This window comes from Allobosea minatitlanensis (assembly GCF_964020775.1).
The window spans coordinates 717429-738664 of record NZ_OZ224509.1 but is presented as its reverse complement, the minus strand read 5'-3'; the positions used below and the strand labels follow the sequence as shown (position 1 = coordinate 738664).

Annotated in this window: 23 protein-coding genes; 15 read left to right on the top strand and 8 right to left on the bottom strand. The window is 68.6% G+C overall.

Annotation, left to right across the window (positions count from 1 at the left end; translation table 11 throughout):
• The first annotated feature begins 64 nt into the window (after window positions 1-64).
• The 4 genes from ACWH43_RS03440 (at window position 65) to ACWH43_RS03425 (ending at window position 3775) form a co-directional block, all read left to right on the top strand.
• Entirely contained in the window at window positions 65-949 is an 885-nt protein-coding gene (locus tag ACWH43_RS03440; protein WP_260348986.1) for a tellurite resistance TerB family protein, read from the top strand.
• A 47-nt stretch (window positions 950-996) separates the two neighbouring features.
• On the top strand, window positions 997-2034 hold the full coding sequence (locus tag ACWH43_RS03435; RefSeq protein WP_158445905.1) for a UbiA family prenyltransferase: 1038 nt from the start codon (window positions 997-999) through the stop codon (window positions 2032-2034).
• Window positions 2031-3344: an FAD-binding oxidoreductase gene (locus tag ACWH43_RS03430; RefSeq protein ID WP_158445904.1), complete on the top strand. Its 1314-nt coding sequence runs from the start codon at window positions 2031-2033 to the stop codon at window positions 3342-3344. The genes ACWH43_RS03435 and ACWH43_RS03430 overlap by 4 nt, the downstream gene beginning before the upstream one ends.
• Window positions 3345-3469: 125 nt before the next feature.
• Window positions 3470-3775, top strand: a complete 306-nt coding sequence (locus ACWH43_RS03425; protein WP_158445903.1) for a hypothetical protein — start codon at window positions 3470-3472, stop codon at window positions 3773-3775.
• Window positions 3776-3962: 187 nt separating this feature from the next.
• On the opposite strand, the gene ACWH43_RS03420 is transcribed toward ACWH43_RS03425, so the two are convergent.
• The 3 genes from ACWH43_RS03420 to ACWH43_RS03410 all read right to left on the bottom strand — a co-directional run bounded on the left by ACWH43_RS03420 (window position 3963) and on the right by ACWH43_RS03410 (window position 6904).
• Window positions 3963-5411, bottom strand: coding sequence for an aspartate aminotransferase family protein (locus ACWH43_RS03420; RefSeq protein WP_158445902.1), 1449 nt, complete (start codon window positions 5409-5411; stop codon window positions 3963-3965).
• Window positions 5408-6412, bottom strand: a complete 1005-nt coding sequence (locus tag ACWH43_RS03415; RefSeq protein ID WP_158445901.1) for an NAD-dependent epimerase/dehydratase family protein — start codon at window positions 6410-6412, stop codon at window positions 5408-5410. The genes ACWH43_RS03420 and ACWH43_RS03415 overlap by 4 nt, the downstream gene beginning before the upstream one ends.
• Window positions 6413-6535: 123 nt before the next feature.
• Entirely contained in the window at window positions 6536-6904 is a 369-nt protein-coding gene (locus tag ACWH43_RS03410; protein WP_158445900.1) for an EamA family transporter, read from the bottom strand.
• Window positions 6905-7101: 197 nt separating this feature from the next.
• Between ACWH43_RS03410 and ACWH43_RS03405 the strand changes: the two genes are divergently transcribed.
• From ACWH43_RS03405 to ACWH43_RS03385, 5 genes are all read left to right on the top strand, one after another.
• On the top strand, window positions 7102-7734 hold the full coding sequence (locus ACWH43_RS03405; protein WP_158445899.1) for a hypothetical protein: 633 nt from the start codon (window positions 7102-7104) through the stop codon (window positions 7732-7734).
• A gap of 303 nt (window positions 7735-8037) precedes the next feature.
• Window positions 8038-8973 carry an ABC transporter ATP-binding protein gene (locus ACWH43_RS03400; protein ID WP_158445914.1) on the top strand — a complete coding sequence of 312 codons (936 nt, stop codon included), beginning with the start codon at window positions 8038-8040 and terminating at the stop codon, window positions 8971-8973.
• Window positions 8970-9773: an ABC transporter permease gene (locus tag ACWH43_RS03395; RefSeq protein ID WP_260348990.1), complete on the top strand. Its 804-nt coding sequence runs from the start codon at window positions 8970-8972 to the stop codon at window positions 9771-9773. Before ACWH43_RS03400 ends, ACWH43_RS03395 begins: the two co-directional genes overlap by 4 nt.
• Before the next feature lie 168 nt (window positions 9774-9941).
• Entirely contained in the window at window positions 9942-11561 is a 1620-nt protein-coding gene (locus ACWH43_RS03390; protein ID WP_158445898.1) for a peptide chain release factor 3, read from the top strand.
• 151 nt (window positions 11562-11712) lie between these two features.
• On the top strand, window positions 11713-12402 hold the full coding sequence (locus ACWH43_RS03385) for an OmpW/AlkL family protein (protein WP_375797016.1): 690 nt from the start codon (window positions 11713-11715) through the stop codon (window positions 12400-12402).
• Between the two features lie 69 nt (window positions 12403-12471).
• Here the strand turns inward: ACWH43_RS03385 and ACWH43_RS03380 are convergent, their stop codons facing one another.
• A complete protein-coding gene (locus ACWH43_RS03380) occupies window positions 12472-12948 on the bottom strand; it encodes an Lrp/AsnC family transcriptional regulator (protein ID WP_158445897.1) in 477 nt (158 codons plus the stop codon).
• Window positions 12949-13128: 180 nt separating this feature from the next.
• Here ACWH43_RS03380 and ACWH43_RS03375 point away from each other — a divergent pair, with 180 nt between their 5' ends.
• Window positions 13129-13650: a cysteine dioxygenase gene (locus tag ACWH43_RS03375; protein ID WP_158445896.1), complete on the top strand. Its 522-nt coding sequence runs from the start codon at window positions 13129-13131 to the stop codon at window positions 13648-13650.
• Between the two features lie 175 nt (window positions 13651-13825).
• On the top strand, window positions 13826-14413 hold the full coding sequence (locus ACWH43_RS03370; protein WP_158445895.1) for a glycoside hydrolase family 19 protein: 588 nt from the start codon (window positions 13826-13828) through the stop codon (window positions 14411-14413).
• A 133-nt stretch (window positions 14414-14546) separates the two neighbouring features.
• Here the strand turns inward: ACWH43_RS03370 and ACWH43_RS03365 are convergent, their stop codons facing one another.
• Complete coding sequence (locus ACWH43_RS03365) at window positions 14547-15701, bottom strand: trans-sulfuration enzyme family protein (RefSeq protein WP_158447976.1); 1155 nt, start codon at window positions 15699-15701, stop codon at window positions 14547-14549.
• 297 nt (window positions 15702-15998) lie between these two features.
• Here ACWH43_RS03365 and ACWH43_RS03360 point away from each other — a divergent pair, with 297 nt between their 5' ends.
• Window positions 15999-16508, top strand: coding sequence for a TspO/MBR family protein (locus ACWH43_RS03360; RefSeq protein ID WP_158445894.1), 510 nt, complete (start codon window positions 15999-16001; stop codon window positions 16506-16508).
• 4 nt (window positions 16509-16512) lie between these two features.
• Here the strand turns inward: ACWH43_RS03360 and ACWH43_RS03355 are convergent, their stop codons facing one another.
• The 3 genes from ACWH43_RS03355 to ACWH43_RS03345 all read right to left on the bottom strand — a co-directional run bounded on the left by ACWH43_RS03355 (window position 16513) and on the right by ACWH43_RS03345 (window position 18494).
• Entirely contained in the window at window positions 16513-16887 is a 375-nt protein-coding gene (locus ACWH43_RS03355; RefSeq protein WP_158447975.1) for a response regulator, read from the bottom strand.
• A 9-nt stretch (window positions 16888-16896) separates the two neighbouring features.
• A complete protein-coding gene (hpt, locus tag ACWH43_RS03350; RefSeq protein ID WP_158447974.1) occupies window positions 16897-17454 on the bottom strand; it encodes a hypoxanthine phosphoribosyltransferase in 558 nt (185 codons plus the stop codon).
• 236 nt (window positions 17455-17690) lie between these two features.
• Complete coding sequence (locus tag ACWH43_RS03345) at window positions 17691-18494, bottom strand: DUF3426 domain-containing protein (protein WP_158447973.1); 804 nt, start codon at window positions 18492-18494, stop codon at window positions 17691-17693.
• 240 nt (window positions 18495-18734) lie between these two features.
• On the opposite strand from ACWH43_RS03345, the gene ftsE reads away from it, so the two are divergent.
• The 3 genes from ftsE (at window position 18735) to ACWH43_RS03330 (ending at window position 21211) form a co-directional block, all read left to right on the top strand.
• The gene (ftsE, locus tag ACWH43_RS03340) at window positions 18735-19394 is read left to right on the top strand and encodes a cell division ATP-binding protein FtsE (RefSeq protein WP_158447081.1); all 660 of its coding nucleotides are present in this window, start codon (window positions 18735-18737) and stop codon (window positions 19392-19394) included.
• Window positions 19381-20346 carry a cell division protein FtsX gene (locus tag ACWH43_RS03335; RefSeq protein ID WP_158471837.1) on the top strand — a complete coding sequence of 322 codons (966 nt, stop codon included), beginning with the start codon at window positions 19381-19383 and terminating at the stop codon, window positions 20344-20346. The genes ftsE and ACWH43_RS03335 overlap by 14 nt, the downstream gene beginning before the upstream one ends.
• A gap of 70 nt (window positions 20347-20416) precedes the next feature.
• Window positions 20417-21211, top strand: a complete 795-nt coding sequence (locus tag ACWH43_RS03330) for a YdcF family protein (protein ID WP_377785411.1) — start codon at window positions 20417-20419, stop codon at window positions 21209-21211.
• The last annotated feature ends 25 nt before the right edge of the window (window positions 21212-21236 follow it).

Sequence of the window (21236 nt, the reverse complement as noted above, 5' to 3'; positions counted from 1 at the left end):
CCGTTCTCGCATGGCATGGCGGGGAAAGCGCCGTGTCCGCGGCGGCATTCTGAGGAGGACCGATATGTTCAACGCCAAATCGCTGCTCGACGCCCTGGTGAGCGCCGGCAGCCAGGCCGCTGCGCAGGCCGGCCAGCAGGGCGGCCTCGGCAGCGTCCTCGGCGGCCTGGCGGAGCAGGTCCAGCGCTCGGGCGGGCTCGGCGGAGTGGCCGGCCAGATCCTCACCCAGGCGACGCAGGGGCTCGGAGAGGCCGCGCGCCAGACGGGCGCGCAACAGGGCGCCAACGACGCGCTCGGCCGCGTCACCGGCGGGCTGACGGCGGGCGATCTCCTCGCCCAGGCCAAGGGCGCCCTCGACAGCAACCCGGCGCTGGCCACCGCCGTCCTCGGCGGGCTCGGCGCGCTCGTCTTCGGCACCGGCACGGGCCGCTCCGTCGCCGCCTCCGCCGCCAAGCTCGGCGGCCTCGCCTTGATCGGCGGCCTCGCCTACAAGGCCTATCAGAACTATCAGGCCGGCAAGCCGCTGCTCGACGGCAACCACCAGCCGATCCTGCCCGCCCCGGCCGGGACCGGCTTCGAGCCGCAGGCCGCCACCGAGGCCACCGCGCTCGTCTTCATCCGCGCCATGATCGCCGCGGCGGCGGCCGACGGCACGATCGACGCCGAGGAACGCCAGGCCATTCTCGGCGGGCTCAAGCAGGCCGGGCTCGAGGCCGACGCGCATGACTGGCTCGCGCAGGAGATGGCGAAGCCGGCCTCGATCGACCAGCTCGCCGACGCGGCCGAAACGCCGGAACTCGCCACCCAGATCTATGCGGCGGCGCGGCTGGCCATCAATCCCGACACCGCCGCCGAGAAGGACTTCCTCGCCGGCCTCGCCGGCTCGCTCGGTCTCGACGCGGAGCTCGTCGCCAATATCGACGCCGCCGCGAGCGCCGCGAAGCTCTGAGCGCCTCCAGGGCAGGCTTCCGCCCGGACGGAAGCCTGCCGTTAAGCATGAAGGCGGATTCGCGGCGGCGCGCGGGAGGCATGCACCCCCGCTTAGGAGTTTTCCGCCACAACCCTCGCGCCGGGAACCCGGCCGCCCGCTCCCGCGTCGCGGGGCGGGTGGAGACGCAGGAGCGCTTGGGGGGAGGCCCGACCATGTCCGTCACCGCACTGATCAGGGCGATGCGGCCACATCACTGGCTCAAGAACGGGCTGGTTTTCGTCCCGATCCTGCTCAACCACGATGTCTTCGATCCGCACGCCCTCTGGCTCGGCCTGGTCGCCTTCGTCGCCTTCAGCCTGATCGCCTCGGCGATCTACCTGCTCAACGACATCAAGGATGTCGAGGCCGACCGCAGGCACCCGACCAAGTGCAAGCGGCCGCTCGCCGCCGGCGAGATCACGGCGGGCCAGGCCTATGCCGCGGTGCCCCTGCTGCTCGTCGCCGCCTTCTCGACCGTCCTGCTGGTGCCGCAGCCCTGGCACTACTTGCTGGCGCTGCTGGCCTATCTCTTCCTGGCCCTGGCCTATCTGCTCTTTCTCAAGCGCAAGCTGCTGGTCGACGTGCTCGGCCTCGCCGCGATGCACACGCTGCGCATCCTCGTCGGCAACGCCGCGGCGGCCATCCCGGTCTCGTCCTGGCTGCTGGCCTTCTCGATGTTCCTGTTCCTCAGCCTCGCCCTGGTGAAGCGCTACGCCGAATTGCGCATCACCGAGGACCGGTCCGGCCTGAAGAAAGCGGGGCGCGGCTATCATGCGGAGGACATCGAGGCGCTGTCCCAGCTCGGCATGGCCTCGGGCTGCACCTGCGCCCTGATCATGGCGCTCTATGTCGACAGCGCCAACGTCAAGCAGCTCTATCGCCACCCGGAGCTGATCTGGCTGCTCTGCCCGATCGTCCTCTACCAGATGGCCCGCATCTGGTTCATGGCCCGCCGCGGCGGCATGCCGGACGATCCGCTGGTGTTCATGATCCGCGACTGGCGCAGCCAGCTCATGGGCCTCGTCGTCGTCGTCATCATGGTCGCGGCCACGATCCTGCCATGACGGCGCCGCTCGACGCCTATCGCTCCTGGGGCGGACTTGCGGCACGCGACAGCGAGATCGTCGAGGCGCCGGACTGGATCGCGCGGCCCGGCGGTCACCGCCGCCCGGCGCTCGCCTATGGCAACGGCCGCTCCTACGGCGATTCCTGCCTGAACAGCGGCGGCACCCTGATCGACACGCAGACGCTCGACGAGGTCCGCGCCTTCGACCGGGAAACCGGACTGCTCACCTGCGGTCCGGGCCTGCTGCTCGACCGCCTGCTCAACATGGTAGTGCCGGCCGGCTGGTTTCCGCCGGTCACGCCGGGCACCGCCTTCGTGACGATCGGCGGCGCGCTGGCCAACGACGTGCACGGCAAGAACCATCACCGCGCGGGCAGCTTCGGCTGCCATGTCCGGGCCTTCGAGCTGATGCGCTCCGACGGGCAGACCCTGCTCTGCGCCCCCGACATCAATCCCGGCCTCTTCGCCGCCACGATCGGCGGCTTCGGCCTGACCGGGCTGGTGACGCAGGTGACGCTCCAGCTCATGCCGATCCGTTCGGCGGCGATGGAGCAGGAGGTCCTGCATTTCGACGATCTCGACGGCTTCTTCGCGCTCGCGGCCGCCTCCGACGCGACGCATGACTACACCGTGGCCTGGGTCGACTCGCTCGCCAGCGGCCGGCATTTCGGCCGGGGCGTCTTCTTTCGCGCCAACCATGCGCCGGATCACGGCTTCCTGCCGCCGGCGACGGCGCGCGGCCTGCGCTTTCCGCTGCAGCCGCCCTTCCCGCTGATCAACCGGGCGACGATGCGCGCCTTCAACTGGGCCTATCGCCACAGCCAGCCGCGGGTGCCCGCGCCGCGGCGCGTGCCCTACAGGCCGTTCTTCTACCCGCTCGACCGCATCCGCGACTGGAATCGCGCCTATGGTCCGCAGGGCCTGCGGCAATTCCAATGCGCCATCCCGATGGCCGAGGCTCGCCGCACCGTCGAGGCGATGCTGCGCCGGACGCTCTCCGCCGGCGAGGCCTCGTTCCTGACCGTGCTCAAGCTCTTCGGCGCAAGGCCGTCGCCCGGGCTGATGTCCTTTCCGCTCGAGGGCGCCACGCTGACGCTCGACTTCCCCAACCGCGGCGCCCGCACCGAGACCCTGCTGACCGAGCTGGACCGGCTGGCGATCGAGGCCGGCGGCCGGGTGAACCCCTACAAGGACGCCCGCATGTCGGCGCGGACCTTCCGGGCCTCCTTCCCGCAATGGCGCGATTTCGCCGCCCATATCGACCCGGGCTTCTCCTCGGATTTCTGGCGCCGCGTCGGCGGCGGCTGAGCGCTGTGCCGCCGGGCCCGCCTTCCGCCGCGAGCGGAATTCGCTTTGAACCCTTTTCGCACCCGCTGCGACGAACGGTCGTAGAGGGCGAACGGTTCGCTCTCGCCGAACTCGGGAAGACGATCATGACGACGTTCCGCAAAGCGACGACCGCCACCCTCGCTGCCCTGACGCTGGCGGCGACCCTGATGGCCTCGGGCGCCGAAGCCCGCCCGCGCTGGGGCTACGGCTATGGTCACGGCCATCGCGGCTGGGGCGTCGGCGCCGGCGTGGTCGGCGCGATCGCCGCCGGCGCGCTCATCGCCGGCGCGGCCCGCCCGGCCTATGGCTACGGCTACTACGCCGCCCCGGTCCGCTCCTGCGATCTGGTCGAGCGGCTCGACCGCTGGGGCAACGTCATCGGCTACCGCCGCGTCTGCGGCTACTACTGAGCTGTCCCGAGCGACCCCTGTTTCGAGACCCCTCACTCAAAAGGCCGGCGCGAGCCGGCCTCTTTTTCGTTCATGCACCGCCGAACCGTCATTGCGAGCGCAGCGAAGCAATCCATGGGGGCCGGGCGTTCAATCCTGCGGCCCCTGGATTGCCTCGTCGCTGCGCTCCGCGCAATGACCGCGAGGCTCAGCCCTTGGCGGTCGCGACCTTGCGCAGATAGCCGGTGACGATCCCCGCGACGCCGCGCGACAGGATATCCTCGAATGCGGCGAGGAACTGGTCGCACTGCTCGCGCGTCACGATCAGCGGCGGCTCGAGCCGGATGACGTTGCGGTTGTATTCGGTGAAGGCGACGAGCACGTCGTGCTCCTTCAGCAGAAGCGCCCCGACGAAGCCGCAGAGCGAGCCCTTCAGCTTGTCGTCGAGCAGCGCGACCATGTGCTTCAGCCCGAAAGGCATGGTCTCGCTGATGTCCTGGAACTCGACGCCGATCATCAGCCCGCGCCCGCGGATCTCCTTCAGCAGCGTCGGGTATTTCGCGCGCAGCGCGTTCAGCCGCGCGATCAGGTAGTCGCCCTGGCGCTTCGCATTGCCCATCAGGTCCTCGTCATAGAGGACCTCGAGGGCCTCGATCGCCGAGACGCAGGCCTCGCCCATGCCGCCGAAGGTGGCCTGCGCGTGGATCAGCGCCGTCTTCGGCTTGCCATAGGCCTTCATATAGACCTCGCGGCGGGCGATCATCGCGCCCATCGCCGCCTTCGAGCCGCCGAGCGCCTTGGCGAGCGCGGTCACGTCCGGCACCACCCCGTCGCGCTCGAAGGCGAAGAACTGGCCGGTGCGGCCGAGCCCGCACTGCACCTCGTCGGCGACCCAGAGCACGCCATGCTTGTCGCAGAGCGCGCGCAATTCGCGCCAGAAGCCCTCGGGCGCCTCGACGATGCCGCCGCCGCCCTGGATCGTCTCCATCACCACGATGCCGATCGACGGATCGCTCTCCAGCGCCTGCCTGACCGCGGCGATATCGCCGAAGGGCACCTTGACCCGGTTCTCGACCAGCTTGAACTGCGACTGGTAGAGCGTCGAATCCGTGACCGAGAGCACGCCCTTGGTCTTGCCGTGGAAGGAATTCGCCGCGTGCAGGATCTTCGACTTGCCCGGCCCCTGCGCCTGCTCGGCGACCTTGAGCGCGGCTTCCATCGCCTCCGAGCCGGTCGAGCCCAGGAAGACCATGTCGAGATCGCCCGGCGCGATGGTGGCGAGGTTCTTCGCCAGCGCCGCCGCATATTGCGACATGAAGGCCATGCAGATCTCGTGGCGGTTCTCGTCCTGGAACTTCTGCCGGGCCGCGACGATGCGCGGATGGTTGTGGCCGAAGGCGACCGAGCAGAAGCCGCCGAAGAAATCGAGGATCCTGCGGCCGTCCCTGGTGACGTAATGCATGCCCTCGGCGCGATCGACGAGGATCTTGTCGAAGCCGAGCAGCTTCAGGAAATGGAGCTGGCCGGGGTTGATATGGGCGGCGAAGAGATCCTTCACCTGCGCGGCGTCGAGCTGCTTGGCGGCTTCGACGCCGATGAGCTGCGGGCGGGATCCGTTCACGGGCGCATCCTCCCGGTTCAAGGCGGGCATGCTCATGCGGCGAGGCTCCTCTGCGCCTGTTTCAGGGCATCCTTGCCCTTGCGGTATTCGGTATAGGCGGCGAGCAGCATGTCCTCGTCGCGGTATTGCGGCCGCCAGCCGAGCTCGCGCTTGGCCTTGGAGGTGTCGAGGATGCAGATCTCGTCGGCGATCTTGTACTGCTCCGGGTCCATGATCGGCATGTTCACCGCATCGAGCGCGTCGAGCGTCAGCTTGACCAGCGCGGCCGGCGTCGGCAGCAGGATCGATTTCGAGCCGGCATGCCTGATCAGGTCGCCGAGCAGCTTCTTGACCGGCGGCGGGTCGTCCGAGCCGAGATTATAGGCCTCGTTCGGAAAATCCGCCTTCCAGGCCGCGACGCAGGCGCTGGCGCAGTCGAAGACCGAGATGAACTGGTAGGGGTTGTTGCCGCCGCCGATCATCGGCACCGGCAGGTTGAGGTCGATCAGCTTGAACAGCTTGACCAGGATGCCGAGCCGCCCCGGCCCGATGATCAGCCGCGGCCTGAAGATCGGGATCTTGAAGCCCTTGGCCCTGTACTCGTCGGCCAGGCGCTCGGTCGCGAGCTTGCTCTCGCCATACTCGCCGAGAGGCTTCGCCGGATGGGTCTCGTCCTGCGGCACGCTCACCGAATGGCCGTAGATCATGTCGGTGGTGAAGTGGACGAGCCGGTCGGCGCCGTTCTTCTCCATCCAGCTCAGGATGTTCTGCGTGCCGTGATAGTTCACCGGCCAGAAGAAGTCGTGGCGTTCCGCCCGCGTGACGATCGGCGAGAGCATCTTGGCCGAGAGGTTGTAGACCACGTCCTCCGGCGCGAGCGGGATGCTCTCGACGCTCTCGGCCCTGGTCACGTCGACGGCGAGGAAGGGCACGCTCGCATAATGGGCATGGCCGCTCTTGTGGATGTCGGCGACGAGCACGCTCTCGCCCATCGCCGCCAGATCGGCCGCCAGATGCGAGCCGACGAAGCCGTCGCCGCCGATGATGATGTGCTTCATGTCCGGGCTCCGGTCAGCGTTGCGGGCGGCGCGCGCGCACCGGCACCGGGACGGGCGCGGGCCGCGGCGTCCAGAAGGCGCCGAGGCGCAGGAACAGGCGAACGATCAGGTCCATGATCTTCCTCAGCTTTGCGCGATGAAAACAGTGCCGATGACGATGAAGCCGATGCCGGCGAGCCGGCTCGGGCTCAGATCCTCGTGGAAGACGAAATAGGCATAGGCCGCGACCACGACATAGGCGAGGCTCAGGAACGGGTAGGCGTAGCTGATCTGCACCTTGGACAGCACGATCAGATGCGAGGCCATGCTGACCACGAAGGTGCACAGGCCGGCGAAGACGAAGGGATTGAAGACGACGCGGAAGACCGTGCCGACGATCCCGTCCCGGGCGAGGTCGAAGCCGCCGAGGCCGCTCATGCCCCGTTTCAGCAGGAGTTGCGCCGCCGCATTGGTCAGCACCGTGAAGAGGATCAGGGGAATATAGGAACTCATATCGTGCTGCCGGTCGGCTCCGCTCGTTCTGTACGGTTCCCGGAATGCGTCCGAAACTACTTCAAATGCCTTAGGGGCCGCCGGCGATCTGCTCCTAACGTTAAGAAGAACCTGCCGGAATGGTCGAAACCCGACCCTGCCGCATCCTGACGCAGGGCAGCCTATGCTGGCCTGCGTCCCCCGGCGGAGGAGAGCCCATGCCCTTGCCCAATCGCGTCAGGCCCGACGGCGCGCTCTTCGCCGACGCCGCGCGCGGCACCCTGTTCGGCAATCGCGGCGGCCGCTTCCACGACCCGCGGACACAGGCGCTGCCGCGCCGCATCCAGGCCAGCCGCCAGTGGATCTGCTGCGTCCTTTCCTTCAAGGGGCGCCGGCACCGGGTCTGGGGTCCGGGCTATACCGACCTGTTCTTCTGCGACGAGGTCACGGCACTGGCCGCCGGCCACCGCCCCTGCATGGAATGCCGGCGGCAAGACGCCCTCGCCTATCGCGCCGCGCTGGTCGAGGGCCTCGGCCTGGCACGCACCCCGCTCTTTCCCGAGATCGACCGCATCCTCGACGGCGAGCGCCGCGCGGGCCGGGACAAGCGCGCGCATCGCCTGCCGGCGGTCGGGCTGCCGGACGGGGCGGTGCTGCGCTCGGACGATGGCGAAGCCTTCCTGGCTTTGCGCGGCGAGAGCGCGCTGCTCTGGTCGCCGGCAGGCTATGCCGGCCGCCGCGAACGCCCGACGGGCACCGTGACCGTGCTCACCCCGCCCGCGACCCTGGCGGCGCTGAGCCGGGGATACCGGCCGTTCTGGCATCCCAGCGCCGAGGCGCTGGCGCCCTAGGTGCATGGCGGCGGCCAGGAACTTTCCACCGGCGACGGGCGTTGCCGCAGCATCATCCTGTCCATGAGGGGCTGCCAATGCGTTCGATCATCCTGTGGCTTGTAGGCGTTCCGATCCCGATCATCATCCTGTTGTGGTTCTTCATGAAATAGCCGCCCATCGGACAGGCGTGCCGCAGGGCCGGGCAGGATCGCCCGGCCTTTTCCGTTGCCGGTGCCGCCACGCCCTGGCAGGAATGCGCGCGGCGCACGCCCGCCAGCCATCGCAACCGGCGCCGAACGGGCCTATATGGCGGCCATGCTCATGACCTCGCCATCACCGATCATCACGGTCTCCGGGCTTTCCAAGACCTATTCCACCGGCTTCAGCGCGCTGAAATCCGTCGATCTGGAGATCCGGCGCGGCGAGATCTTCGCCCTGCTCGGCCCCAACGGCGCCGGCAAGACCACGCTGATCAGCATCATTTGCGGGCTGGTGAAGCCGAGCGCCGGCACCGTGCTGGCCGACGGCCACGACATCCAGCGCGACTATCGCGCCGCCCGCTCGACCATCGGCCTCGTGCCGCAGGAACTGACCACCGACGCCTTCGAGACGGTGTGGAGCACGGTCAGCTTCAGCCGCGGCCTGTTCGGCAAGCCGAAGAACCCGGCCTTCATCGAGCGCATCCTGAAGGAGCTCTCGCTCTGGGACAAGAAGGACACCCAGATCCGCCGGCTCTCCGGCGGCATGAAGCGGCGCGTGCTGATCGCCAAGGCGCTCGCCCACGAGCCGCGCATCCTCTTCCTCGACGAGCCGACTGCCGGCGTCGATGTCGAGCTGCGCCAGGACATGTGGCAGATGGTGCGCCGGCTGCGCGACGGCGGCGTCACCATCATCCTGACCACGCATTACATCGAGGAGGCCGAGGAGATGGCCGACCGCATCGGCGTCATCTCCAAGGGCGAGATCATCCTGGTCGAGGACAAGGCCGAGCTGATGCGCAAGCTCGGCAAGAAGCAGCTCTCCCTCCAGCTCCAGCAGCCGATCGCCGCCCTGCCCGCGGCGCTCTCGGGTTTCGACCTCAGCCTGTCCCCTGCCGGCGACGAGATCGTCTACACCTATGACACCCAGGCCGAGCGAACCGGCATCACCACGCTGCTGCAAGGTCTGGGAGAGGCTGGCATCAGGTTCCGCGACCTCAGCACCAGCCAGAGCTCGCTCGAGGACATCTTCGTCAGCCTGGTCAAGGAGCGCGCATGACCACCGCCACCTCCCAACGCGACGCGGCCGGCATGCGCCTCAACCTGCGCGCCGTCGCCGCGATCTACCGCTTCGAGATGGCGCGCACCTGGCGCACGCCCTTGCAGAGCATCGTCTCGCCGGTGCTGTCGACCGCGCTCTATTTCATCGTCTTCGGCGGCGCCATCGGCTCGCGCATGCAGTCGATCGAGGGCGTGCCCTATGGCGCCTTCATCGTGCCGGGGCTGATCATGATGTCGCTGCTGACGCAGAGCATCGCCAACGCCTCCTTCGCGATCTATTTCCCGAAATTCACCGGCACGATCTACGAGCTGCTCTCCGCCCCCGTCGCCTGGTGGGAGGCGGTGATCGGCTATGTCGGCGCCGCCGCCTCGAAATCCATGCTGCTCGGCCTCATCATCCTGCTGACGGCGACCTTCTTCGTGCCGCTGCGCATCGAGCACCCGGCGATGATGCTGCTCTTCCTGGTGCTGACGGCGACGACCTTCAGCCTGTTCGGCTTCATCATCGGCATCTGGGCCGACGGCTTCGAGAAATTGCAGGTGATCCCGCTGCTGATCGTGACGCCGCTCGCCTTCCTCGGCGGTTCCTTCTACTCGATCGCGATGCTGCCGCCCTTCTGGCAGAAGGTGACGCTGTTCAACCCCGTGGTCTATCTGATCAGCGGCTTCCGCTGGAGCTTCTACGGCCTCGCCGATGTCAGCCTCGGCGTGAGCCTGGGCATGACGCTCTTCTTCCTCTTGCTCTGCATCGGCATCATCGGCTGGATCTTCAGGACGGGCTACCGGCTGAAGAACTGAGCATTCCGCTCATAGGTCATCCCGGGCGGAGCGAAGCGCAGACCCAGGATCCATGCCGGAACGGTTCAGGCATGGATCCCGGATCGGCGCCGCTGACGCGGCTTGTCCGGGATGACTGAGCGAGAGAGCGTCATTGACTTCCGCCCCCCTTCCGTCTTGAAGCGCGCCATGACCGATCTCTCGACCCTCCAGGCACCGGGGACGCAGGCCCCGCATGCGCGCCGGCGCACCTTCGCGATCATCTCGCACCCGGACGCGGGCAAGACGACGCTGACCGAGAAGCTGCTCTATTTCGGCGGCGCCATCCAGCTCGCCGGCGAGGTGCGCGCCAAGCAGGGCCGCCGCCAGACCTCCTCCGACTGGATGAAGATCGAGCGCCAGCGCGGCATCTCGGTCGTCACCTCGGTGATGACCTTCGAATATGGCGGCCACGTCTTCAACCTGCTCGACACGCCCGGCCACGAGGACTTCTCGGAGGACACCTATCGCACCCTCACCGCCGTCGACTCGGCCGTGATGGTGATCGACGCGGCCAAGGGCATCGAGGACCGCACCAGGAAGCTGTTCGAGGTCTGCCGGCTGCGCGACATCCCGATCGTCACCTTCATCAACAAGGTCGACCGCGAGACCCGCGACCCCTTCGACCTGATCAACGAGATCGAGACCACGCTCGCCCTCGACGTCGCGCCGATGACCTGGCCGGTCGGGCGCGGCCGCGACTTCGCCGGCACCTACGACCTGAAAGCCAACACCTTCCGCCGCAACCAGAAGGGCGACGAGACGGCCCAGGACAGGCGCGTCAACGGCTGGGACGATCCCTTCTTCGACGAGACCCTCCCGGACGGCGCCGCCGAGACCTGGCGCGAGGAGGTCTTCCTCGCCAGCGAGGGGCTGAAGCCCTTCGACCTTCAGGCCTTCCGCGAGGGCCATCTGACGCCGCTCTACTGGGGCGCGGCGCTGCGCGACTACGGCGTGCGCGACCTGATCGACGCGCTCGGCGCCTATGCGCCGAGCCCGCGCGCCCAGGTCGCCGACAAGCGCGCGGTCGAGGCCGGCGAGCCGAAGATGACCGGCTTCGTCTTCAAGATCCAGGCGAACATGGACCCCAACCACCGCGACCGCATCGCCTTCATGCGCGTCTGCTCCGGCAAGCTGACCCGCGGCATGAAGGCGAAGCTCGTCCGCACCGGCAAGCCGATGCCGCTCAACGCGCCGCAGTTCTTCTTCGCCCGCGACCGCTCGATCGCCGAGGAGGCCTATGCCGGCGACATCGTCGGCCTGCCCAACCACGGCACCTTGCGCATCGGCGACACGCTGACCGAGGGCGAGGAGATCGTCTTCAAGGGCGTGCCGAGCTTCGCCCCCGAGATCCTGCGCCGGGTCAAGCTCAAGGACGCGATGAAGGCCAAGAAGCTGCGCGAGGCCCTCCAGCAGATGGCGGAGGAAGGCGTCGTCCAGCTCTTCCTGCCGCATGACGGCGCGCCCGCCATCGTCGGCGTCGTCGGCTCGCTCCAGCTCGACGTGCTCAAGGAGCGGATGGAGGTCGAATATTCGCTGCCGATCGACTTCGAGCCCTGCCAGTTCTCGATCGCGCGCTGGGTCTCCTCCGACGACAAGGCGGCGCTGGCGAAATTCGTCGGGGCCAAGCCCTCGGCCATGGCCGACGACCTCGACGGCGACCCGGTCTTCATGGCCTCGTCGCAGTTCACCCTGAAATACGATGCCGAGCGCGCGCCCGGCGTGACCTTCTCCGACGTCAAGGACTACCAGAAGGCCGCCAAGGGCTGAGCCGCTGTTGCGCAAAAGAGACAGCGCTTCCGCTCCGGAACGGGATTTGATTCCGATCAACCCGCGGCAGGCGGAATCGGCGCTGATGGCGGCATGAGCCCGGTCGCGCGGCAGAGAGCGGATCGCGGCTCGCCATTCGGGGGCAACCGCCATGATCTCGCATTCGATCCGCCTTTCCTTCGCCGCCGCGCTGCTCGGCGCGACCGCGCTTTCGCCGGCCCTGGCTTCGGATCTGCCGTCGAGCAAGGCGGCGCCGGTCGCCCCGATTCTGGAGCCGTGGAGCCCCTGGATGATCCGCGGCAGGGCGCTTTTCGTCGTGCCGCAGGAGGACGCCAACCTCAAGCTCGGCGGCGCGCCGATCGTCGGCGGCGACGTCTCGATCTCGAGCTCGCTCGTGCCCGAGCTCGACATCACCTATTTCTTCACCAAGAACATCGCGGCCGAGCTCATCCTCGGCGTCACCCCGCACAATGTGAAGGGTGCGGGCAGCCTGGCGGGAACGCGCATCGGCTCGGCCTGGCTGCTGCCGCCGACCCTGATGCTGCAATATCACTTCACCGATCTCGGCGCCTTCAAGCCCTATGTCGGCGTGGGCGTGAACTACACCGTCTTCTTCGACGAGAAGGCCAAGGGCGGCTTCGCCAGCTTCGACCTCCAGGACAGCTTCGGCGTCGCCCTGCAAGCGGGCTTCGACTACATGATCGACCGGCACTGGGGCATCAACGTCGACGTGAAGAAGATTTTCCTTGAGCCGAAGGTGAAGGTCAACAACGGGCTGGTCGCCGGCAAGGTCCGGGTCGACCCCTGGCTGATCGGCGCCGGCGTGACCTACCGCTTCTGAGCGGCGCTCTTCCGGTTGGGGCGAGGGGGGAAGGGAGCGGTTCGCCGCTCCCTTTTTCATTGCGCCCGCTCAGCCCTCCAGCGCGAAGCCGAGCGGGATCGCCGTCGTCGACTTCAATTCCTCCATCGCGAACATCGAGGTCACGTCGGAGAGGTCGATGCGCGAGATCAGCTTCTTGTAGAGCGCGTCATAGGCGGCGATGTCGGAGACATAGGCCTTGAGCAGATAGTCGATCTCCCCGCTCATCCGGTAGAAATCGACGATCTCCGGCAGGTCGTGCACCGCCGCGTGGAACCGCTCCAGCCAGTCCATCGAATGCCGCGCCGTCCGCACCGCAATGAAGACGGTGACGCCGGCCTTGAGCTTGTCGCGATCGAGCAGGGCGACGCGGCGCCTGATATAGCCGCCCTCCTCCAGCTTCTGCACCCGCCGCCAGCAGGGCGAGGGTGACAGCCCCACCGTCTCGGCGAGCTCGGCGAGCGGCAGGCTCGCATCTTCCTGGAGCCGCGCCAGAATGCGCAGGTCGAAAGCGTCGAGCTTGGCCACGGAGCCTCCTGAAATCGGAATTCGATTCCCTTTATAACCCAATGAAGTGGATTATTTTTTCTGATATCAGGAGATATAGGGTATTATTTTCCGATCTCAGCAAAAAATTCTCCACCTTCGCAAATGGCTGCCTGCCCCGGCGCCCTATCATTCCGGCCGGAGTGAAGCAGGGGAAAGCGGATGCAGGGCATTCTGAGCGCAGAGCGGCAGGGCGCGGTTCTTCACAGCCTGCGCAGCGGCCAGGGCACGCTCTCGGGCGATTATCTCGCGGCCGCCCGCGCGGTGCTGCGCGAGCTGGTGGCCAGGCCGCAACTGATCCAGCGCCTGCCGCTCGAACGCAAGCCCGGCGTCTATGCCCGCAACCTGCTCGCCGGCGACGAGGGGGTCAGCGTCTGGGCGATGGTCTGGGGCGCGGGCTCGGCCACCTCGATCCACGACCATCACTGCTCCTGCTGCTTCGGCGTCGTCTCCGGCACCATCACCGAGACCTGGTATCGCGCCATCGACGCCACCCGCGCCGTCCCCACCGCCGAGCAGCAGCGCGAGCCCGGCTATGTCGCCTGCATGCTGCCCTCCGGGCCGAATATCCACCGGATGCGCAATGTCGGGCCGGGCGAGGCGATCTCGATCCATATCTACGGCTTCGACCACGAGCTCCACGCCTCCTCGATCGAGACGGAATACGTCGCCGTCGGCGGCTGAGCCCAGAGCATCGGCCCGAAAAGTGGAACGCGGTTTTCGGGAAAATCCGACGCAAAATCAGAGACCTTGAGTATCGGACTGAATACGATATTCAGTCCGATACTCCTGGCCGGGCCACTTATCCACGCGGCCGCCCACGGCATCAGGATGGCCTTCTCGAGAGGGAAGGTCAGCCATGTCGTTCAGGGGTATCGTCTCGTCCATCTTCGGCGGCTCGCCGCCGGCCGCGCTGGCCGTCACCGGCGAGCGGCTGCTGCGCCTCGCGCCCGCGGGCAGGGCCGGCATCGTGGAGGGCATCGCGCAGCGCTTCGACGCGCTGGCGCGGCAGCACGATGTCGATACCCGGCTGCGCCTTTGCCATTTCCTGGCCCAGGCCGCCCATGAGACCGACGGCTTCCGCACCCTCGCTGAATATGGCGGACCGAGCTATTTCCTGCGCTATGAGGGCCGGCAGGACCTCGGCAACGTCCAGGCCGGCGACGGCATCCGCTATCACGGCCGCGGCATCTTCCAGCTCACCGGCCGCGCCAATTACCGCCGCTTCGGCAGGATCGTCGGCATCGACCTCGAGGCCGAGCCCGAACGGGCCGGCGAGCCCGCAATCTCGCTCGCCGTCGCCTTCGCCTATTGGCGCGAGCGCGCGATCAACCCCGCCGCCGATGCCGACGACGTCGCCGCCGTGACCAGGCTGATCAATGGCGGCCGCAACGGGCTTGCCGAGCGGACGCGCTATCTGGAGAAGGCGAAGGGGATCTGGACGTGACGCCGCCCGCCCCGGGCGCTCGTCGCCCTGGAGCGCGCCGGCTTTTGAAGCGGACGAGAGCATCGGCCCGAAAAGCGGATGCAAAATCAGAGACCTCGCGTATCGGACTGAATACGATATTCGGTCCGATACGTTAGGCGTGCCCTGCCTTCAGCGCCGCGTCGAGATCGGCATAGAGATCGTCGACGTCCTCGATGCCTGTCGAGAGCCTGAGCAGGTCCGTCGGGCAGGGCGAGCCCGCCCCCTCGATCGAGGCGCGGTGCTCGATCAGGCTCTCGACGCCGCCGAGCGAGGTCGCCCTCTTGTACAGTTCGACATGCGCCGCTGTGGCAATCGCCGCCGCCTCGCCGCCCGTGACCTGGACCGAGAGCATGAAGCCGAAGCCGTTCTCCATCTGTCGCGCCGCGATATCGTGGCCGGGATGCTGAGGCAGGCCCGGATAGAGCACCCGCGCCACCAGCGGATGGGCCGAAAGCCGTTGCGCCAGCGCCATGGCCGAGGCCGACTGCCGCTCCTGCCGGACATGGAGCGTACGCATGCCGCGCATCAGGAGATAGGCCTCGAACGGGCCGAGGATGCCGCCCTGGCCTTTCTGGATCGTCTTGACGCGGTTCCAGAACGCGTCGTCCTCGCGGGCGCAGAGCGCCCCGGCGATCACGTCGGAGTGGCCGTTCAGCACCTTGGTCGCCGAATGCATGACGATATCGGCGCCGAGCGTCAGCGGCCGGGTATGGACCGGCGAGGCGCAGGTCGAATCGACCGCGAGCTTGGCCCCGGCCCTGTGCGCGATCTCGGACGCGGCCGCGATGTCGGTGATCGTCCAGAGCGGGTTGGAGGGCGTCTCGGCCCAGACCAGCTTGGTCACGCCGGGCTTCACCGCCGCCTGCAGCGCCGCAAGATCGTCGGTCTCGACGAACTCGACCTTCAGCCCCCAGCGCGTCGCCTCCGTCATCAGCCAGTTGCGCAGCGCCCAGTACATCACCTTGGAGGCGACGACATGGTCGCCGGGCGAGAGCGCCTGGAACACCGCCGTCGCCGCTGCCGAGCCGGAGCCGAACAGCAGCGCGCCGGCCTCGGCCTGCTCCAGCATCGCCAGCACGCTTTCGGCCTCATGCGTCGTCTCGTTATGCGGCCGCCCGTAGACGAAGCCGGTCGAATAGCCGTTATCCGGATCCCGGATATAGGTCGTCGCGACATGGATCGGCGGCACCACCGCCTTGGTCACGGCATCGACCTTGCCCATGGCCTGCGCGGCGAGACTCCGCGGGCTCCAGCTCTTCCTGCTCATCGTCTCTCCGTGCATTCCTGCGTTGCGGCGGTCCTGGCGACGCCCGCGGCCGAACGCATCCTGAAACGGGCGAGCGTTGTTTTAGTCGGCGTTCTTCGTCGGGCGAAGACTCTTTTCGCCATGACGGCTTATCTCACGGCGCAAATCGCCGCCGCCCCCCTGTCCGAGGAATTGCGATCCGGCGTGCGGCCGGCGGAAAGGTTCCATGACGGGCGAGCATGCCGGCTGGGGCGAGAAACATGTCGGGGACCGCCGCGCGGCCTTGCCGGTCGCCCGAGCTGCCTTCATCTTCGGAGCATGACGACGCTGCCGGGCCTCTCCACCGAACGCCGCCCGCCGCTCTGGGCGGCTCTGCTCATCGCGATTGTTCCCGTCGTCGCGGCCTCGCTGCTGGGCAGCGCCGCGACCGTCCCCCAGATCGCCGGCTGGTATGCCGGCCTGGCCAAGCCGCCATTCAATCCGCCCAACTGGATTTTCGCGCCGGTCTGGACCGCGCTCTTCGCGCTGATGGCGCTGGCGGTATTCCGCATCCTGCGCGTTCCGGTCGGCCAGCCGGGGCGGCGGCGGGCCTTGCTGGCCTATCATCTGCAGCTTCTCTTGAACGTCGCCTGGTCCTTCGCCTTTTTCGGAGCCAACAGCCCCCTGGCCGGCCTCGCCGTGATCCTGCCGCTGCTCGCGGCGATCCTCGCCACGATCGCCGCGTTCAGGCCGCTGGACCGGCTCGCGTCGAATCTGCTCTGGCCCTATCTGGCCTGGGTCGGCTTCGCGACCCTGCTCAACGCCTCGATCTGGTGGCTGAACCGCTGATGCCTCAGCCGATCGAGCGCTCGATCACCTTCATCACCGTGCTGCGCAGCTCGGCGATGGTGAAGGGCTTGCTCATCACCTCCGCCACGATCGTCTCGAGGCTCTTGGCCCGCTCGCGCTGCTCGGCATAGCCGGTCATCAGCATGATGGTGAGGTCGGGGAATTGCTGTTTGGCGGCGAGCGCCAGGGCGATGCCGTCCATCAGCGGCATGCGGATATCGGTCAGCAGCAGGTCGAACCGGCCCTGCTCGGCCACCAGCCGGTCGAGCGCTTCGGCCCCGTCGGCGGCGGTGAGGCAGGCATGGCCATCCATCCCGAGGCCGCGCGCCACCAGCAGGCGCAAGGGCTCTTCGTCGTCGACGACCAGGATACGCGACATGGCAGTTCCTCAGATGCCCGGCAGGCCGGCCTGATCCTCCGTCTCGACGACGCCGACGAAGGGCAGTTGCCGGTAGGAATGGGCGACGTCCATGCCATAGCCCACGACGAAATAGTCCGGGCATTCGAAGCCGACATAATCCGCATGGATGTTGACGGCGCGTCTGGTCGGCTTCTCCAGCAGCACCGCGGTCGAGACCGAACGGGCGCCGCGCGCCGCCAGGAGATCCTTGGCGAAGGCGAGCGTGCGGCCGGATTCGAGGATGTCGTCGATCAGCAGCACGTCGCGGTCGCGCACCTCGCTCTGCACGTCGCGCAGGATCTCGACCTGGCCCGTCGAGACGGTGCCGGCCCGGTAGCTCGACAGATGGATGAACTCGACCTGCGGCTTCAGGCCGGCGCGATGCATGGCGCGGATCAGGTCGGCGGCGAACATGAAGCTGCCCTTGAGGACGGCGACGACGAGCAGATCCTTCGGCTGGCTGGCCGCGACGGCCTGCGCGATCGCCTCGTTGCGCTGCGCGATCGCAGCCTCGTCGAAAAGCACCCTGATCCGCCGTTCCGGCATGTCGACTCCGTTCCTGTGACGCTCCGGCCGCAACAGCCCAGCGCGGATCGCCGCGCCGGAACTCGCTGCCGCTGAATGATAACCCGACCCGGCCCCGCGGCGAACCGCGCTCCGGCGCGCATGGCCGGCGAGGCTAGAGCATCGGACCGAAAAGTGGAATCCGCTTTTCGGAAGAATCCGATGCTCCGACAATGAGATAGAGCATCGTTACCGCGTCCGGAAGGACGCGCGATGATCTAATGCGTGCTGGCGATATTGGTGGCTGGCGGCGCGGAAGTGAAGCGCACCTGCACCGAACGCCCCTTTTCCGGTGGAGAGGCGAGCCGCGCCCGGAAACGCACCAGCTCTGCCGGCTCGAGCACGCTGCGCGGCGGCTCCGTCGTCCAGCTATAGAGGGTCTGGCCCGCCTCGTCCCGCACCGAAACCAGAATCCGCGGCACCGGCGTCCGCCCCTTCGCGATATTGGTGACGTCGCCCTCGACGACCAGGAAGCGATTCGGCCCGTCCGCGACCAGCCCGCTCTCGACCGCGCTCAGGCTGAGCCCGCGCACATTCACCGGCAGGCCGACGCCCTCGAACACGCCGGCGAGCTGCGGCAGCGCGCGCACCACGAGATTGCGCTGCCAGGCGAGGCCGGCCAGCAGGGCGGCGCCGGCCAGCGCCGCCGCGGCCGGCAGGGCGACGCCCCTGCGGGCGATCATGCCCGCCTCGGCGCGGCCCGGCTGGCGCGCGGCGGCCGGGCGCCGCGGCGCCGCGACGACAGGCGGCTCGTCCGCCACGATCTCCGCCGCCTCGCCCGGCGCCGCATCGGCCTCGGCGGCGACGGCGGTGATCTCGGCCTCGATGGCGGCGGCGCGCTCCAGCTCCTCGGCGAGCAGGGCCTGCGTCTCCTCCGGGCTGGGCGCCGGCGGCATCTCGCTCGCCGGGTCGACATGCCAGAGCGTCCTGCACTGGGCGCAGCGCACCTTGCGTCCGTCCGGCCCCAGTTTGGCCGCGTCGAGCTCATACTGACTGGCGCAGGAGGGGCAGACGATCAGCATGGAGGCGGCGTGTTCCCTGATGGCGGCGGCGGCGGTCGGCGCGGCCCCGAGCCTTTCCCGGTTCCGGGCAAACGGCAAGCCGCGACGCCGCGTTGCCCCGGCAGGCCGGGGCGGCCACCGCCATTGACGCCGTTTATGGTTAACGCCGCGTGAAGAATCTCGGGAGCATGATGGCCGCGGCGCCCGCCCGGCCGCGGCTCGCGGCATGGCGGCGCCAACCCGTTTGATGAGGAAGACCGCTTGGTTCGCTTCGAGAATGTCGGCCTGCGTTACGGCATGGGCCCGGAGGTGCTGAAGGACATCAACTTCAGCATCGAGCCCCGCTCGTTCCAGTACCTGACCGGGCCGTCCGGCGCGGGCAAGACCACGCTGATGCGCCTCATCCTGATGGCGCTGAAGCCGACACGCGGCCTGGTCAACCTGTTCGGGCAGGACGTCTCGCGCCTCGACGCGCCGACCCTGACGGCCTTCCGCCGCCGCATGGGCGTGGTCTTCCAGGATTTCCGCCTGCTCGACCATCTCACCGTCTACGAGAACGTCGCGCTGCCCCTGCGCGTGCTCGGCAAGGAGGAGGCGAGCTATCGCGCCGAGGTCGTCGAATTGCTGCGCTGGGTCGGCCTCGGCGAGCGCATGCATGCCGTGCCCGCCGTGCTCTCGGGCGGGGAGAAGCAGCGCGCCGCCATCGCCCGCGCCCTGATCGGACGCCCCGAGCTCCTGCTCGCCGACGAGCCCACCGGCAATGTCGACCCCGGCCTCGGCCGCCGTCTGCTGCGCCTGTTCATGGAATTGCAGCAGCTCGGCACCGCCGTGATCATCGCCACCCACGACCTCAACCTGATGGACATCTACGACGCGCCGCGTCTGGTCCTCGCCGACGGGCACTTGCATGTCGATGCCTGAGACCGCCGAATACGAGCCGGAGCCGGCGCGGGAGAAGCCGCTGCCGGTCAATCTCCGGCGCGACCAGCCGCTGGTCCCGGTCGATACCGTGGCCGGGCGCGCGCTGATGGCCGTGATCGCGATCCTGACCTTCCTCGCGGCGCTGAGCGCCGGCGCCGCCGTGCTCGCGGCGCGCGCCTCCGAGCAATGGCGCGGCGCCGTCTCCGACGAGATGACCATCCAGATCCGCCCCGATTCGCATCGCGGCATCGAGGAGGACGTCGCCCGGGCCGTCGCGATGGCGCAGGCGCTCGACGGCATCGAGAGCGTGCGCGCCGTGCCCAAGGCCGAATCCGACAAGCTGCTCGAGCCCTGGCTCGGCACCGGGCTCGATCTCGTCGAGCTGCCGGTGCCGCGGCTGATCGTGCTGAAGCTCAGGCCGGGAGCCACGCCCGACATCGCCCGCTTCGGTCCGGCCTTGCGCAAGGAGGTGCCGACGGCGATCCTCGACGATCACCGGCTCTGGGTCAGGCGGCTTTCGGCCATGGCGAGCACGATCATCTTTTCCGGCTTCGTCGTCGTTCTGCTGGTGCTGACGGCGGCGGCGCTGGCCGTCGCCTTCGCCACGCGCGGCGCCATGGCCGGCAGCCGGGAGAGCGTCGAGGTGCTGCATTTCGTCGGCGCCGACGACGATTTCATCGCGCGCGAGTTCCAGAGCCGCTTCATCCGGCTCGGCCTGCGCGGCGGCGCCGCCGGCGGGGTCGCCGCCATCGTCGCCATCGCCTTCCTCGGCTTCCTCGCCTCCTTCTGGTCGACGGCGCCGGAAGCCGAACAGTTGCAGGCCCTGTTCGGCGCCTTCGAGATCGGCTGGGCCGGCTATGCCGCGGTGCTGCTGGTTGCGATCGTCGTCGCGGCGATCGCCGGGCTCGTCTCGCGCATCACCGTGCGCCACTACCTGAAGATGCTGGCATGACGGCGCGGCGCGGCCAGGACCGGCGCGCTGCCGCCGTTATGCCCGATTGGCCGGCTACGGTCCGCGCGTCATGGCCATGATCGGCAGCGGCAACGACCATCTCCCGGTGGGCGCGCCGGGCGCATCCGTCCCGCGCGGCGGCTTTTCGCGCCGGCGGCTCCTGGCGCTGGCCGCGGCGGCGGCCGCCGCTCTGGGGGTGGTGCTGTTCCTCTGCGGCTATGCCCGCTTCGCCGCCGGCATCGAGGCGCGCGAGCCCGCGGCGACGCCGCGCACCGACGCGATCGTCGTCGTCACCGGCGGCTCGCAGCGCGTCGGCGACGCCATCGGCCTGCTCGGGGCCGAGCGCGGCGCGCGCCTCCTGATCAGCGGCGTCAACGAGAAGACCAGCCGCGAGGAGCTCGCCCGGCTCAACCCCGCCTCGCGCGACCTGCTCGCCTGCTGCGTCGATCTCGACTACCGCGCCCGCAACACCATCGGCAACGCGATCGAGACCCGCCGCTGGGCGCTCCGGCACGGCTTCCGCTCGCTCCTGGTCGTGACCTCGAACTACCACATGCCGCGGACCCTGGCCGAGTTCGGCCATGCCATGCCGGGGGTGCGCTTCGTCGCCCATCCGGTCGTCACGGACCGGCTCGATCCTTCCGGCTGGTGGCGCCGCTGGGCGACGATCAAGGTGCTGATGCCGGAATACGCGAAATACCTCGTCGCCCGGCTGCGCAGCCTCGTCGAGAGCGACCCGGAGAACTCGCATCTTTCGGTGATCATCGGCGGGCGCAAGCCGGTTTCGCCCAAGCCGGCCGAGGTGCTCGGGCCCGAGGCCGAGCGGCGCTCGCATCTGCGCGGCGGCCCGAGCCGCGACGGCTGAACCGCGAGGCGCTTGACCGGCGCCC

Bases quoted from the DNA above. Each gene is read 5' to 3' on its own strand.
- ACWH43_RS03360 (WP_158445894.1), top strand. From the start codon at position 15,999: ATGACGACGCTGCCGGGCCTCTCCACCGAACGCCGCCCGCCGCTCTGG.
- ACWH43_RS03345 (WP_158447973.1), bottom strand. From the start codon at position 18,494: ATGCTGATCGTCTGCCCCTCCTGCGCCAGTCAGTATGAGCTCGACGCG.
- ACWH43_RS03375 (WP_158445896.1), top strand. From the start codon at position 13,129: ATGCAGGGCATTCTGAGCGCAGAGCGGCAGGGCGCGGTTCTTCACAGC.
- ACWH43_RS03435 (WP_158445905.1), top strand. From the start codon at position 997: ATGAAGGCGGATTCGCGGCGGCGCGCGGGAGGCATGCACCCCCGCTTA.
- ACWH43_RS03440 (WP_260348986.1), top strand. From the start codon at position 65: ATGTTCAACGCCAAATCGCTGCTCGACGCCCTGGTGAGCGCCGGCAGC.
- ACWH43_RS03365 (WP_158447976.1), bottom strand. From the start codon at position 15,701: ATGAGCAGGAAGAGCTGGAGCCCGCGGAGTCTCGCCGCGCAGGCCATG.
- ACWH43_RS03420 (WP_158445902.1), bottom strand. From the start codon at position 5,411: ATGAGCATGCCCGCCTTGAACCGGGAGGATGCGCCCGTGAACGGATCC.
- hpt (WP_158447974.1), bottom strand. From the start codon at position 17,454: ATGCCGGAACGGCGGATCAGGGTGCTTTTCGACGAGGCTGCGATCGCG.
- ACWH43_RS03385 (WP_375797016.1), top strand. From the start codon at position 11,713: ATGATCTCGCATTCGATCCGCCTTTCCTTCGCCGCCGCGCTGCTCGGC.
- ACWH43_RS03430 (WP_158445904.1), top strand. From the start codon at position 2,031: ATGACGGCGCCGCTCGACGCCTATCGCTCCTGGGGCGGACTTGCGGCA.
- ACWH43_RS03355 (WP_158447975.1), bottom strand. From the start codon at position 16,887: ATGTCGCGTATCCTGGTCGTCGACGACGAAGAGCCCTTGCGCCTGCTG.
- ACWH43_RS03425 (WP_158445903.1), top strand. From the start codon at position 3,470: ATGACGACGTTCCGCAAAGCGACGACCGCCACCCTCGCTGCCCTGACG.
- ACWH43_RS03390 (WP_158445898.1), top strand. From the start codon at position 9,942: ATGACCGATCTCTCGACCCTCCAGGCACCGGGGACGCAGGCCCCGCAT.
- ACWH43_RS03400 (WP_158445914.1), top strand. From the start codon at position 8,038: ATGACCTCGCCATCACCGATCATCACGGTCTCCGGGCTTTCCAAGACC.
- ACWH43_RS03330 (WP_377785411.1), top strand. From the start codon at position 20,417: ATGGCCATGATCGGCAGCGGCAACGACCATCTCCCGGTGGGCGCGCCG.
- ACWH43_RS03410 (WP_158445900.1), bottom strand. From the start codon at position 6,904: ATGAGTTCCTATATTCCCCTGATCCTCTTCACGGTGCTGACCAATGCG.
- ACWH43_RS03370 (WP_158445895.1), top strand. From the start codon at position 13,826: ATGTCGTTCAGGGGTATCGTCTCGTCCATCTTCGGCGGCTCGCCGCCG.
- ACWH43_RS03335 (WP_158471837.1), top strand. From the start codon at position 19,381: ATGTCGATGCCTGAGACCGCCGAATACGAGCCGGAGCCGGCGCGGGAG.
- ACWH43_RS03415 (WP_158445901.1), bottom strand. From the start codon at position 6,412: ATGAAGCACATCATCATCGGCGGCGACGGCTTCGTCGGCTCGCATCTG.
- ACWH43_RS03395 (WP_260348990.1), top strand. From the start codon at position 8,970: ATGACCACCGCCACCTCCCAACGCGACGCGGCCGGCATGCGCCTCAAC.
- ACWH43_RS03405 (WP_158445899.1), top strand. From the start codon at position 7,102: ATGCCCTTGCCCAATCGCGTCAGGCCCGACGGCGCGCTCTTCGCCGAC.